Raw genomic sequence first — 13613 nt, 5'->3', positions numbered from 1 at the left:
GCTCGTGGCCGAGGCGGCGACGGCCGGGGACGAGCGCGCGGCGGAGATCGTCGGCGAGGCCGCGCGGCGGCTGGCGGCGACGGCGGGCCGGGTGCACGGCGAGGGTCCGATCGTGCTGGCGGGCGGCGTGCTGGCCGCCGACGGGCCGGTACGCACGGCGGTCATGGCGCTGCTGGCCGGGCGGGAGGTGGTCACCGCGCGGGACGGTGCGGCGGGGGCGAGCTGGCTGGCCGCGCTCGACCGGCTGGGCGACCTCGGCGCGCACGCGCGCTTCACCGCTCTCGGCCACCCTTGAGCGAACTTGTCATTAATTTAATGACCGATTAGTCTCATCTGGTCAAACAAATGAGGTGAGACGGATGGTCAAGGTAGGGCGGCCACCGCAGGACCCGGCCCGGCAGCTGGAGCGGGGCCACCGGATCCTCGACGCCGCCGCCGATCTGGTCCTGCGCTGGGGCTACGGCAAGACCACGATCGACGACGTGGCCAAGCGGGCAGGCGTCGCCAAGGGCACCATTTACCTGCACTGGAAGACGCGCGACGAGCTCTTCGCCGCGTTGCTGCGCCGCGAGCGGGTGCTCATGCTGGCCGAGGTCCGCCAGGGCACGCCGGCCACGCTGGGCGAGCTGTACGGCGGGTACGCCCGCGTGCTGCTGCGCAGGCCGCTGCTCCAGGCGCTCATGCGGGGCGATTCGGACCTGCTGGGCAAGTTCACCCGCCAGAAGCAGCAGGCGGGCCAGTCGCCGACGATGGGCCTGCCCCTGGAGGCGTACGTGGCGGAGCTGGTCAAGCTGGGCGCGGTGCGCGCGGAGCCGGGCGACCACGCCATGGTGGCCAACGCCGTCCTGTACGGGTTCCTGTTCGTGCCGGACAGCCTGCGCATGGAGGCGGAGGAGTCCGCCGACCGGATCGCGTTCCTGGTGGCCGACACCATCGACCGGGCCATGAGCACGGGCCGCACCCTGTCCGGCGACGACGCGGACGCCGTCGCGCGGGCCACCCTCGACTTCCTCGCCGCCGCGCAGGAGATCGCCGAGCAGCGGCTGGCGGCCTCCATGGGCGGACCGCAAAAGGCGCAAAGGAGCGTGTGACGTGAAGGCCGTACTCCCTCTCGACGACGCGGCGGCCGACCTCGCGACCGTCGGCGGCAAAGGCGCGTCGCTGGCCAGGCTGACCAGGGCGGGGCTGCCCGTTCCCGCCGGGTTCCACATCACGACCGAGGCCTACCGGGCGTTCGTGTCGGCCTTCCGCGACGAGATCCCGCACGCGGAGGACCCGCGGACGCTGTTCGCCGAGCACGACATGCCCGCCGGGCTCGCCGCGGAGATCCGCCGGGCGTACGAGGCGCTCGGCGACGACGTGCCGGTGGCCGTGCGCTCGTCCGCCACCGCCGAGGACCTGCCGGACATGTCGTTCGCCGGCCAGCAGGACACCTACCTCAACATCAGGGGCGACGCCCTGCTCGACGCGGTCAGACGCTGCTGGGCCTCGCTGTGGAACCCGCGCGCCATCGCCTACCGCGACCAGAACGGCGTCCCCCACGACGACGTGGCGCTGGCCGTGGTGGTCCAGGAGCTGGTGGACGCGGACGCGGCCGGCATCATGTTCACCGCGAACCCGGTCAGCGGCGCCCGTGACGAGACCGTCGTCAACGCCTCCTGGGGGCTCGGCGAGGCGGTCGTCGGCGGCCAGGTCACCCCTGACACGGTCGTCGTGTCCGGCGGCGCCGTGACCCAGGAGCAGGTGAGCGACAAGACGGTCATGACCGTCCGCACCCCCGACGGCACCCGCGAGCAGCCCGTCCCGGAGGACCTGCGGCGCGCGGCCGTGCTCGACGCCGCGCAGGCCGCGGAGCTGGCCGCGATCGGCGCGCGCATCCAGAGCCTGTACGGCACGCCGATGGACGTCGAGTGGGCCAGGCGCGACGGGAGGTTCGCCATCGTCCAGGCCCGCCCGATCACCGGCCTCAAGCCGCAGGTCGAGGAGTGGAACGACAGCCTCAAGGGCCAATACCTGTGGACCGGCGGCAACCTGGGCGAGGCCATCCCCGACGTGATGACGCCCATGACGTGGTCGTTCGTGCGGCTTTTCATCCACGAGGCCATGTCCGCCTCGGCCCTGCCGGGCTTCGACATGGTCGGCAACATCGGCGGCCGCTTCTACATGAACCTGAGCGTCGTCCACTCCATCGCCGGCGCCCTGGGCATGCGCGGCAGGCTGAGCACGGTCGACCAGATCTTCGGCAAGCTGCCGCCGGGGCTCAGCGTGCCGATGGTGCCGGTGTCACGCTGGGAGATCATCAAGCGGGTCCTGCCCATGGCGGTCGGCGTCCGGCGCCGCGTGCGTACCAACCTCAAGGGCATGCGCGCGTTCCTGGACACCTCGCAGCGGCGCTGCGAGGAGCTGCGGGCCACGATCGCCGCCACCGGGTCGGGCCCCGAGCTGGCCGAGCTGTGGGAGCGCGAGATCAGGCCTCACATGGTCACCTCCTGCCGCATGCTGGAGGCCGCCGGCCGCCAGGGCGGCGCCACCCTGGTCTGGACCCGCGACCGGCTGCGCAAGATGATGGGCGAGGTCGATGCCGAGGCCATGCTGACCGGCGTCAACACCGATGGCGAGCTGGCCAGCCTGGGGCCGGTGATGGGCCTGTCCAGGCTGGCGCGCGGGGAGATCACCAGAGACGAGTTCGCCCGCGCGTACGGGCATCGCGGCCCCCACGAGTTCGAGGTGTCGATCCCGCGGCCCGGCGAGGACGACGCCTGGATCGACGCCCAGCTCGCGGGCCTGCGTGACCTGCGGGCCGACACCGAGGCGCTGCTCGCGCGGCAGCGGAAGGCCAGGGAGGAGGCGTGGGCGCGCTTCGCCGGGCGCTATCCGCGCCAGGAGGCCAGGATGCGCGCCAGGGTCCAGCGGTGGAACGCCGTCGTGCGGGACCGTGAGTCCGCGCGCTCGGAGAACATGCGGGCGTTCTGGGTGCTGCGGGCCTTCGCCGTACGGGCCGGGGAGCTGTCGGGCCGCGGCGACGACGTGTTCTTCCTCTACCTCGACGAGCTGCTGGGCCTGCTGCGGGGTGACCCGTCCGCGCTGGAGCGGGTGCCGGTGCGGCGGGCCACCTACGAGCGGTACGCCGCCCTGCCGCTCTACCCCGCGCTGATCGTCGGCCACTTCGACCCCGTGCGCTGGGCCGCCGACCCCGCCCGGCGAGTCGACGTCTACGACGCGCGCGGCACGGTCGTGCCGGTGAGCGACACGGTGAAGGGCTTCCCCGGGGCTCCCGGCATCGTCGAGGGCATCGCCCGGGTGATCTCGGGGCCCGAGGAGGGCGACCGGCTCAAGCCGGGCGAGATCCTCGTCACGACGCTCACGAACGTGGGCTGGACCCCGATGTTCCCCCGCGCGGCGGCCGTGGTGACCGACATGGGCGCGCCGCTGTCGCACGCCTCGATCGTGGCGCGCGAGCTGGGCATCCCCGCCGTGGTCGGCACCGGCAACGCCACCATGCGCGTGCGCGACGGCGACCGGATCAGGGTGGACGGCGAGCGGGGCACGGTCGAGTTGCTGGCGTGAAAAGTCTCCGCCAAGTCGATCGCTTTGACGGGTGGCATGGGATGACCTTGGTGCCCATGATCGAATGGTGGACTCCGCAGGACATGTACGAGCTCGAGGCGCGCTGCGCCCGTTTCCGCATCGCCAAGCTGGCGCTCGATCGGGGCCCCATGGAAATGGGCAGGGCGGAACTGGACAGGGAGGATGAGGCCGATCCGGCGGCGTGACTTCGCCGAGCTGCCCCCGTCGCTCGTGGCCGAGGTGGAGCGCAGGCTGGGCGCCGTGCGCGGCTTCGAGGAGCGGCGGGGCGGCTTCTCGGACGGCGTGCTCGGCGTGGCCGCGCTCGCCGGCGGGGAACGCGTGTTCGTCAAGGCCGTCCCGGCGGACGGCGGGGACGCGGCCGGCTACCGGGAGGAGGCCGCCGTCAGCGCGGCGCTGCCTCCCGGGGTGCCCGCGCCGCGCCTGCTGTTCACGGACGAAAGGGACGGCTGGCTGCTGATCTGCTCCGAACTGGCGCCCGGGCGGGTGCCGCACGAGCCGTGGCGCCCCGAGGAGCTGGCGGCGGCGCTGAACCTGCTCACGGTCTGCGCCAGGGAGCTGACCCCGGCGCCGGTCGACGGCCTCCCGACCGTCGCCGCGCGCATGAGGGGCCGCTGCGAGCTGTGGCAGGATCCGGGCACCGCCCGGCTCGGCGCGTGGGAACGCGACCACCTGGACAGGCTTGCGGAGGTCGAGCGGGAATGGGAGTCGCTGGTCACCGGCGGCACGATGCTCCACTTCGATCCGCGGTTCGACAACATCCTCATCGACGAGCGCGGCACGGCCCGGCTCGTGGACTGGGGGCGGGCCTGCGTGGGCCCGGACTGGGTGGACCTCGCCTGCCTGCTGCTGGAGTCCGAGCTCGGGGATCCCGACCCGGAGGAGGTCTTCGCCGGGCACCCGCTCGGGCGGCGGGCGGCACCAGAGGGCGTGGACGCCCTGCTGGTGGCGCTCCTGGGCTACTGGACGCGTACCGCGGTGCTTCCCGGACCGGCGCACGCGCCGCACCTGCGGGAGCGGCGCGAGCACTCCCGCCGCGCCACCCTCGCCTGGCTCGGCGCCCGCTGGGCGTGAAGGGGCCCGCTAGCCGCCGACGTGGATGCCGGGCCGGTTGGCGGGGTCGGGCTCGCTCTTGCGCAGGATCTCGCGTACGACCGGCGCCGTGTCGCCGCGGCCGAGGATGAGGTACCGGAACAGGTGCACCAGCGGAGAGCCCTCCGCCCACGCGAAGTAGCAGTGCGGCCGCACGCCCGCGGCGTCCCGGAGCGCGAGCAGGACGGCGGCGATGGCGTTGGGCGCGGCCGGGCTCTCCGCGCGCAGGATGCGGTACTTGTCCACCTCCACGCCGCGCACGTGGAGCACGTCGCTGAAGCCGGACGGGTCGATGACGTCGATCTCCAGGAACATGATGTCCGCCCGGCCCGGGACCGGGTTGACCCCGCGCTGCTCGGCCTCCTTCTCGGCGTACTCGGCCGCGTCACCCACCTGGCGGCGGTTGGCGATGATGTTGAGCGCGCCGTCGTAGTCGAGCGAGTCGGCGATGAACCGCCGCGCCGCCTCGTCGAACTCGATCCGGTCGGCCCGCAGCTCGGTCGTCCGCGAGACGCGCGAGATCAGCGAGATGGCGATGATGCCCAGGATGAACAGCGCGGAGATGGCGATGCCGTCGGGCTTCTCCCGGATGTTCTCCACCAGCGCGTACACCAGCACCAGGGTGAGCACCGAGAAGCCGGCCGTGGCGGCCCGCTGGCGGCGGCGGATGGCCGAGATCGTCACCGCGACCGCGCCGGAGACCATCATGGCCAGGATGCCCGTGGCGTACGCGCCGGCCTGGGCGTCCACGTCGGCGTCGAACGCGATGGTGAGCACCACGCAGATGCCCGTGTAGACCAGCACCACGGGCCGCACGGCGCGGCCCCAGTCGGGCGCCATGCCGTACGAGGGCAGGTAGCGCGGCACGATGTTGATCAGGCCGGCCATCGCGGAGGCGCCGGCGAACCACAGGATGAGGATCGTGCTGATGTCGTAGACCGTGCCGAACATCTCGCCGAGCCGCTCGTGCGCCAGGTAGGCCAGCGCCCTGCCGTTGGCCTCGCCGCCGGGCCGGAACTTCTCGGCCGGGATGAGCACCGTCGTCACGAAGCTGGTCGCGATCAGGTAGACGCTCATGATGAGCGCGGCGCAGGTGAGCAGCTTGCGCGTGTTGGCGACGCGGGACTCCAGCTGCTCCTCGGCGGTCTTGCCGGCGGCGGCCACCAGCGGCATCATGCTGACGCCCGTCTCGAACCCCGAAAGGCCCAGCACGAGCAGCGGGAAGGCCAGGACGGCCGGTCCGATGAGTCCGCCGAAGCCGCCCGTGCCGCTGGTCAGCGCGTCGGTCCAGCGGGAGAGCGCGTCCGGCGAGGTGAAGACGTCGCCCAGGCCGACGGCGACGACGACCGCGTTCAGCACCAGGAAGATCGCGACCAGCGGGATGGCCACGCCGACCGCCTCGCTGAACCCGAGCAGGAACACCCCGCCCAGCACCAGCAGCAGCACCGAGGTCAGCAGGACCTCGTGGCCGTGCAGGAAGCTCGGGAAGAACGGGTTCTCCACGACGTGCACGGACGCGTCGGCCGCCGACAGCGTGATCGTGATGATCCACGACGTGGCCACGAACCCCAGCAGCACCAGCACGAACAGCTTGCCCCGCCAGAACGGCAGCAGCCGCTCCAGCATCGCCACCGAACCCTGCCCGTGCGGGCTCTCCCGGGCCACCCGCCTGTACATCGGCAGCATGCCGAGCAGCGTCAGCGCCACGATGAGCAGCGTGGCCAGCGGCGATAAGGCGCCGGCCGCCAGCGCGGCGATGGCGGGCAGGTAGGCCAGCGTGGAGAAGTAGTCGACGCCGGTCAGGCACATGACCTTCCACCAGGCCTGCGGCTCGGCGTGCGCCTCGGTCGTCTCCGGGCCCGTCGGCTGCACGCGAAGCTGCAGCAACCAGCGCGCCAGACCGTTGGACGGGGGCGCTGGAGGGGTCGGGCTGTCGACGACCGCGGGGATCGTACGCCCACCGGTACCGCTCACCGGATCTTCCTCTCATCGAGAACGGAAACCACCCTAGGGGGTCCGGCACGCTACCACGCGGCTGGTCCGGCGAATCTCCCCGCACCCTCCCCGATCGCCACCCACCCGGACGACCGGCCCGGCGGGTCTAGGCGCCGTCCTTGTCGGAGTCGGCGGAGAAGACGATGGCCCCGAGGTAGCCGTCGTCCTCCTGAGTGATCTTCATGAGCATGCTGTCGTCGTAGATGTTGTCGTTGTCGTTGAACGTGTCGCGCCCCGTGTGCTCCGAGTACGGCGACTTCGCCATGACCACGCTGTTGAGCTTCTCGTCGAACATCATCTGCGTGGTCAGCACCCGCTGGTTGCTGAAGTGGACCATGGCGTGGATGTGGATCGTGCGCCCCCGGTACCAGCCCGGCCAGATCGTGGTGAACTCCACGATGCCGTCGGCGTTGGTGACCTGCGCGCCGCGGAGGTAGCGCTTGTCGTCAGTAGGCGTCAGATCCGCCATGTCACCCCCACCGTTACCGGGCCCACCACCGGGACCACCACTGGGCGGGGCGCCCGTGGGCGCGCCGCTCGGGGGATTGCCTCCGCCGGGCGGGTTGCCGCCGCCCCCGCCGGTCGAGGCCGCCTCGGCCCCCGAGTAGAGCCCGGCCGCGTCGCAGTGCCAGATCTCCACGACCGCGTTGCCCAGCGGCTTGCACGTCTCGCTGTCCTGCACCTTGACGGCCACCCGCAGCCGCACGCCCTGCTTGTCCTCGCGGATGTCGCTGCGGATCTTGTCGGCGTCGAAGTAGTAGGGCCCCTGCGTCGTGGTGCTGGTCAGCTTGCAGGTGCCGGCCCCGTCGAAGAGCGAGGTGAGGTCCTTGGCCGTGGTGGCGGCCGGCGTCACGCTCGCGCCCGTGGACGTCGTGACGGTCGCCGTGCCCTCGGCGCTCGAACAGGCCGCCAGCAGGCTGCCGAGCCCGAGCGAGCTGATGCCGGCGAACAGCCGTCTCCGGCTGACGCGCTGACCTTCGTGATCGTGTCCCACTATGGTGTCCTTGTCCGGGATGCTGTGGTGTTCCGGACCTCACCGTAGGACGGGACCTCTTGGGACCTCCTTTACCGCGGATGAAGGTCTCATGAGTTGGGGACGGGGTCAGCCGCCGTCGGTATCGGAGTCGGCGGACAGGATGATCGTGCCCAGGTAGCCGTCGCCGTCCTCGATGACCTGCAGCATCATGCCGTCCCGGAAGATGTTGTCGGCGCTGTTGAAGGTGTCGCGCCCGGTGTGCGCCGCGTAGGGCGGCGTCGCCAGCACCTTGGCGTTGAGCGCGTCGTCGAACATGATCTGCGTGTTCAGCACGCGCCGGTCGCTGAAGTGGACCATGGCGTGGATGTGGACCGTCCGGCCCGGGTACCAGCCCGGCCAGATGGTCGTGAACTCCACGACGCCGTCGGCGTTGGTGACCTGCGCGCCCCGCAGGTAACGGTAGTCGTCCGAGGGCTTCATGTCGCTCATGAAGGCCACGTCGGTGAAGCCGCCCGGGGGAGGGCCGCTGGCGGCGTCGTCCTTCGACTCCTTCTCCGCCCCCGAGTAGACCCCCGCGGCGTCGCAGTGCCAGATCTCCACGACGGCGTTGCCCATGGCCGAGCACGTCTCGCTGTCCTGCACCCTGATGCCCATCCGCAGCCGCACACCCGGCTTGTTCTCCCGGATGTCGCTGCGGATCTTGTTGGCGTCGAAGTAATAGGGGCCCTGCGTCGCCGTCGGGGTCAGCTTGCACACCCGCGAGCCGGCGAGCAGCGAGGCGAGATCCGCCTTCGACGTCGCCCCGGCCCGGGCGCCGGGCGCCGACAGTACGGCGCCGAGCCCGAGCGAGCTGATGCCGGCGATCAGCCGCCGCCGGCTGACCCGCTGACCTTCGTGATCGTGTCCCACTGGAGTTCCTTCTGGCGTTCCTGCACTCAGACGAACTTCTCACGGGAGGGCGGCCTTTCAGCGGAGGCGCGTCCTGCGCTCGATGACAGTCGAGTCGAAAACCTTTTCTGTGTTATGAAACTGTGACCAGGTGGCTCGCGAGCTGATCAGCGACTGCCGGGCCAGATAAGCCCAGTTGGAAGGCCATGCACACAGTTGCATTGGCCGATTGACAGCCCCTGTCCGGTCGTTCTACTTTCCCGAAAACCTTTTAGGTTCACCGCTTCGATCCCTGTCCGTGATGTTAGCGCTAACAAAAGCAATCGCTAGATTGTAAGGGGCGAACACATGAGACGACGCTGGGCAGCGGCCCTCACCGCGGCACTCGTGCTCATCCTCGGCAACGCGACGCCCGCGTACGCGGGCGCGCCGATCACCACCTCGATCTACACGGCCGACCCGGCCGCGCTGGTCGTGGGCGACACCCTGTACCTCTACACCGGCCACGACGAGGCCCCCGCGGGCGGCACGAACTTCGTCATGCGCGACTGGCACGTCTTCACCTCGACCGACGCCGCCAACTTCACCGACCAGGGCGCCAAGCTCTCGATCTCGAACTTCTCCTGGGCGGGCGCCGACGCCTGGGCGGGCGAGGTCGAGCGCGGCGCCGACGGCAAGTACTACTGGTACGTCCCCGTCAACGGCAACGGCGCCGGCTGGATGGACATCGGCGTGGCCGTCGGCGACAGCCCGCTCGGCCCGTTCCGCGACGCCAAGGGCGGCCCGCTGATCAGCGACAGCACCCCCAACTCCTCGCCCCTCAACATCGACCCCACCGTCTTCACCGACGACGACGGCCAGGTCTACATGTACTGGGGCTCCTACTACGGCCTGCGCGCGGCCAAGCTCAACGCCAACATGACCTCGCTCAACGGCTCGGTCGTCACCCCGAGCGGCGTGTCGAACTTCTGGGAGGCCCCCTGGATGTTCAAGCGCAACGGCGTCTACTACCTCGCCTACGCGGCCAACGACTCGGCCTGCTCGGCGCCGGGTTACGCCTGCATCAGGTACGCCACCGCCGGCAACCCGCTCGGCCCCTGGACACACCGCGGCGTCGTGCTCGACCAGGTCAGCTCGACCACCAACCACCCGGCGATCATCGAGTACAAGGGCCAGTGGTACATGGTCTACCACAACGCCGCCGCCCCGGGCGGAGGCAACTTCCGCCGCTCGGTGACCATCGACAAGCTCTACTTCAACGCCGACGGCACCATGCAGAAGGTCGTCCAGACCAGCGGCGGCCCCACCACCCCGGGCAACCTGGCGACCAGCGCCACCCCCTCCACCTCGTACGTCTCGTCCTGGGAGACGCTCGGGGCGATCAATGACGGCTACACCCCGGCGAACTCGGCCGACCACAGCCACGGCGCCTACGGCAACTGGGACCACCAGGGCACCGAGTGGATCGAGTACCGCTGGCCCAGCGCCCAGAACATCTCCAAGATCCAGACCTACTGGTTCGACGACGACCTGGGCATCGACCTGCCGGCCTCCTGCCAGGTGCAGTACTGGAACGGCAGCGCCTACGTCAACGTGCCCGGCCAGTCGTCCTGCGGCGTGGCGGGCAACACCTTCAACACCACGACGTTCACCTCGGTCAACACAACCCGGTTGCGGCTGAACATCACCTCCAAGTCCGGCTTCTCGACCGGTGTGCTCGAATGGAGGGCCTTCTCATGAGGCGCGCCCTATTAGCCCTGCTGCTGGTGGCGGGATTGGTCGTCGCCGGTGCGCCGGCGCACGCGGACCAGACCATCGGCTATCCGACCTTCAGCGGCCCGGCCGTCCCCGCTCCGCCGGGGTCGTACACGACCGGCAACACGATGCAGGCCATCTACGACGCCGAGAGCTCCGGCACCGACTTCTGGATGGACCGGCTGCTGGCCCGCTCGGGCAACGACCCGGCCGGCACGTGGCTCATGACGCGCGGCCGGGCGCTGTTCATGAAGACCCACACGCCCGGCACGCTCGGCTTCGCCGGGCAGGTGGCGTACTGGGAGAGCATCAACAACAACAACGCCTTCACCGTCGCCGTCACCCCCGGCACGTTCACCGAACAGGTGAACTCGCGCTGGCAGGCGCCCAGCTACTGGAAGAGCCGGCACACCAGCGGCTCGATCACGATCGACCAGACGAAGTTCATCACCGACAACAACGTGGCGGTGGCCAACCTGGCCATCACCAACGGCGGCTCCGCCTCGACGACGCTGCAGCTGCGGGCCACCTCGCCGTACGCCACCACCGGCAGCGGCAGCGAGCTGACCGGCCAGGTGAACGCCTACAACAACCTCACCACCCTCTACCCGAGGCTGACCGGTGACGGGTTCACCGTCTCCAGCGGCGGGCTGAACAGGTCCGTCACGATCGCCGCCGGGGCGACGACGACCGTCAAGGTCGTCATGGGCTTCGTCACCAACGAGATCCCGGCCTCGCGCACCGACTACGACGCCTACGCCGGCTACACGCCCGCCACCGCCTTCGCCACGCACGTGCGCGCCTACAACAAGTGGTGGGCCGACAACATCCCCTACATCGACGTCCCCGAGCCCGGCATCAAGAAGAACATCTACTACCGCTGGTGGCTGATGCGCTTCAACAACCTGGACGCGGACATCCCCGGACAGACCTTCCAGTTCCCCACCTCCGTCGAAGGCGCGCTGGGCTACAACAACGCGATCGCGCTGACCCAGCCCATGCACATCGACGACCTCAAGTACCTGCGTAACCCGATCTACTCGTACGGCGACTGGCTGAGCGTCGGGCAGATCTCCAAGAACGGCCGCTTCCTGGACAACCCCGGCGACCCGGAGAACTGGTCGAACAGCTACACGCAGTACATCGGCGAGGCGGCCTGGAAGAGCTACCAGATCCACGGCGGCCAGCCCGCCATCGCCGCGAACCTGGCCCGCTACGCCGAGCAGGACGTCAAGGGCCAGCTCTCCTACTACGACCACGACAACAACAAGCTCATCGAGTACGACTGGGGCGCCCTGACCGGCAACGACGCCGACGCCGTGTCCTTCCACTGGAAGCCGGGCAACATGGACCGCGCCGAGTCCGCCTACCAGTACAGCGGGGCGCTGGCCGCCGCGCAGGCGTACGACGCGATCGGCAACACGGCCAAGGCCAACGAGATGCGCACGCTGGCCACGCAGATCCAGAACGCCATCGTCAACGTGCTGTGGAACCCGAACAGGCAGCTCTTCGAGCACCGGCTGAAGTCCACCAACGAATGGGTGCCGTGGAAGGAGATCAACAACTACTACCCGTTCGCCGTCGGCGCGATCCCCAACACCTCCACCTACAAGCAGGCCCTGCGCCTGTTCGACGACCCGGCGCAGTACCCGATCTTCCCCTTCTACACCGCCAACCAGGCCGACAAGGCGGCCTCGGGCACCGGCAGCAACAACTTCTCCACGATCAACTCCACGGTGCAGTTCCGCCTGCTCTCCTCGGTGCTGCGGAACTACCCCAACGAGTGGATCGACCCGACCTGGTACAAGAAGCTGCTCTACTGGAACGCCTGGGCGCAGTACATCAACGGCAACACCCAGTGGCCGGACGCCAACGAGTTCTGGGCCGACTGGAACGGCTCGTCCATCACCTACCGCTCGTGGATCCACCACAACATCCTGGGCAGCAGCAACTGGACCGTGGTCGAGGACGTCGCCGGCCTGCGGCCGCGCAACGACGCCAAGGTGGAGCTCTCGCCGATCAACATCGGCTGGACCCACTTCACCGTCAACAACCTGCGCTACCGCAACGCCGACCTGACCATCGTCTGGGACGACCCGTCCGACGGCGTCGTGCGCTACCCCGGCGTGCCCGAGGGCTACTCGATCTACATCAACGGCAACCGGGCGGCCACGGTGTCGTCGCTGGTGCCGTTCACGTGGGACCCGGCCACCGGTGACGTCACCACCAGCGGTTCCGTCACCTACCACGTGGCGGTGCCCGGGCTGCAGGCGCCCGCGCAGGTCACCCAGAACAGCGCCCGCATGGTCGACATGCTGGCCAAGGCAGGCGTCGACCTGACCGCCAACCTCACCAACCTCGCCTCCGGCGCCACCGCCACGGCCTCCACCACGGCCTCGGGCAGCACCACCGCGGGCGCGGTGGACGGCTTCCCGATCAACGAGCCGTTCTGGGGCGGCACGACCGCCGGGCAGGACTGGTACGAGCTGAACTTCGGCTCCGCCAAGACGGTCAACGAGGTGCGGCTCTACTTCAAGGACAGCCGCCCGGCCAGCGCCACCTACCGGGCGCCGGCGTCGTACGACATCCAGTACTACAACGGCAGCGCCTGGGTGAGCGTGCCCGGCCAGGCCAAGACACCGTCCGCGCCGCGGGCCAACTACAACGTGGTGCAGTTCTCGGCGGTCAGCACGCAGCGCCTGCGGGTGCTGGCCACGGCCGCCTCCGGGGCCAGGACGGGGCTCACCGAGATCAAGGTGTTCAACCGGGGCGGGACGCAGCAGCCGAATCCCACCAACCTGGCGTCGTCGGCCACGCCGTCGGCGTCGAACACCTCGTCGTGGGAGAGCGTGGCCGCGATCAACGACGGGATCGACCCGCCGTCGTCCAACGACACCGTCAACCCGCGCTGGGGCTGCTGGCCGGAGACCGGGCAGCAGTGGGTGGACCTGGCCTGGGGTTCGGCGCAGAACCTGAACCGGGCCGAGGTGTACTTCTTCGACGACGACGAGGGGATCGACATGCCCGCGTCGTGGAAGCTGCAGTACTGGAACGGCAGCGCGTACGTGGACGTGCCGGGCGCCTCGGCGTACACGCTGACCAAGAACGCCTACAACAGCGTCACCTTCAACGCCACGAGCACGACCCGCCTGCGGGTCCTGCTCACCGGTAACGGCAGCAACTCCGTGGGCCTCCTGGAGGTCAAGGCCTACGGTCCGTGACGCCGCGGTGGGGGGGGGGGGCGCGCGCCGCCCCCCCCCCCCCCCCCCCCCCCACCGGCCGGCACGGGGGGGGGTTTATAATTTTTTTCTTTAGAACTCCC

The 13613-nt window shown here is 70.1% G+C and carries 9 protein-coding genes and 1 pseudogene; 7 read left to right on the top strand and 3 right to left on the bottom strand.

What is annotated here, in order from left to right; translation table 11 throughout:
* From ACWDX9_RS50190 to ACWDX9_RS50170, 5 genes and pseudogenes are all read left to right on the top strand, one after another.
* Positions 1 to 295 (top strand): annotated as a pseudogene (locus ACWDX9_RS50190) (ATPase); the annotation flags it as partial.
* A 64-nt stretch (positions 296 to 359) separates the two neighbouring features.
* Entirely contained in the window at positions 360 to 1091 is a 732-nt protein-coding gene (locus ACWDX9_RS50185; protein WP_449968420.1) for a TetR/AcrR family transcriptional regulator, read from the top strand.
* A 1-nt stretch (position 1092) separates the two neighbouring features.
* Positions 1093 to 3567 carry a PEP/pyruvate-binding domain-containing protein gene (locus ACWDX9_RS50180; RefSeq protein ID WP_449968417.1) on the top strand — a complete coding sequence of 825 codons (2475 nt, stop codon included), beginning with the start codon at positions 1093 to 1095 and terminating at the stop codon, positions 3565 to 3567.
* A gap of 56 nt (positions 3568 to 3623) precedes the next feature.
* A complete protein-coding gene (locus ACWDX9_RS50175; RefSeq protein ID WP_449968414.1) occupies positions 3624 to 3773 on the top strand; it encodes a hypothetical protein in 150 nt (49 codons plus the stop codon).
* Positions 3751 to 4659 carry a phosphotransferase gene (locus ACWDX9_RS50170; RefSeq protein ID WP_449968412.1) on the top strand — a complete coding sequence of 303 codons (909 nt, stop codon included), beginning with the start codon at positions 3751 to 3753 and terminating at the stop codon, positions 4657 to 4659. The genes ACWDX9_RS50175 and ACWDX9_RS50170 overlap by 23 nt, the downstream gene beginning before the upstream one ends.
* 9 nt (positions 4660 to 4668) lie before the next feature.
* Here the strand turns inward: ACWDX9_RS50170 and ACWDX9_RS50165 are convergent, their stop codons facing one another.
* The 3 genes from ACWDX9_RS50165 to ACWDX9_RS50155 all read right to left on the bottom strand — a co-directional run bounded on the left by ACWDX9_RS50165 (position 4669) and on the right by ACWDX9_RS50155 (position 8557).
* A complete protein-coding gene (locus tag ACWDX9_RS50165) occupies positions 4669 to 6651 on the bottom strand; it encodes an amino acid transporter (protein WP_449968410.1) in 1983 nt (660 codons plus the stop codon).
* A 127-nt stretch (positions 6652 to 6778) separates the two neighbouring features.
* On the bottom strand, positions 6779 to 7666 hold the full coding sequence (locus ACWDX9_RS50160; protein ID WP_364239759.1) for an intradiol ring-cleavage dioxygenase: 888 nt from the start codon (positions 7664 to 7666) through the stop codon (positions 6779 to 6781).
* A gap of 108 nt (positions 7667 to 7774) precedes the next feature.
* A complete protein-coding gene (locus tag ACWDX9_RS50155) occupies positions 7775 to 8557 on the bottom strand; it encodes an intradiol ring-cleavage dioxygenase (RefSeq protein ID WP_449968407.1) in 783 nt (260 codons plus the stop codon).
* A 327-nt stretch (positions 8558 to 8884) separates the two neighbouring features.
* Here ACWDX9_RS50155 and ACWDX9_RS50150 point away from each other — a divergent pair, with 327 nt between their 5' ends.
* Both ACWDX9_RS50150 and ACWDX9_RS50145 read left to right on the top strand, forming a co-directional pair.
* Positions 8885 to 10276, top strand: coding sequence for a glycoside hydrolase family 43 protein (locus ACWDX9_RS50150; protein ID WP_449968404.1), 1392 nt, complete (start codon positions 8885 to 8887; stop codon positions 10274 to 10276).
* On the top strand, positions 10273 to 13512 hold the full coding sequence (locus ACWDX9_RS50145) for a galactose-binding domain-containing protein (RefSeq protein WP_449968401.1): 3240 nt from the start codon (positions 10273 to 10275) through the stop codon (positions 13510 to 13512). Before ACWDX9_RS50150 ends, ACWDX9_RS50145 begins: the two co-directional genes overlap by 4 nt.
* Positions 13513 to 13613: the final 101 nt, after the last annotated feature.

Source organism: Nonomuraea sp. NPDC003201 (genome assembly GCF_053590415.1).
Note: the sequence above shows the minus strand (reverse complement) of the source record. Positions and strands in the feature narration are given on the sequence as shown.

Excerpts from the sequence above, each read along its gene's own strand:
- ACWDX9_RS50185 (WP_449968420.1), top strand. The coding sequence starts at position 360 with ATGGTCAAGGTAGGGCGGCCACCGCAGGACCCGGCCCGGCAGCTGGAG.
- ACWDX9_RS50175 (WP_449968414.1), top strand. The coding sequence starts at position 3,624 with ATGATCGAATGGTGGACTCCGCAGGACATGTACGAGCTCGAGGCGCGC.
- ACWDX9_RS50170 (WP_449968412.1), top strand. The coding sequence starts at position 3,751 with ATGAGGCCGATCCGGCGGCGTGACTTCGCCGAGCTGCCCCCGTCGCTC.
- ACWDX9_RS50150 (WP_449968404.1), top strand. The coding sequence starts at position 8,885 with ATGAGACGACGCTGGGCAGCGGCCCTCACCGCGGCACTCGTGCTCATC.
- ACWDX9_RS50145 (WP_449968401.1), top strand. The coding sequence starts at position 10,273 with ATGAGGCGCGCCCTATTAGCCCTGCTGCTGGTGGCGGGATTGGTCGTC.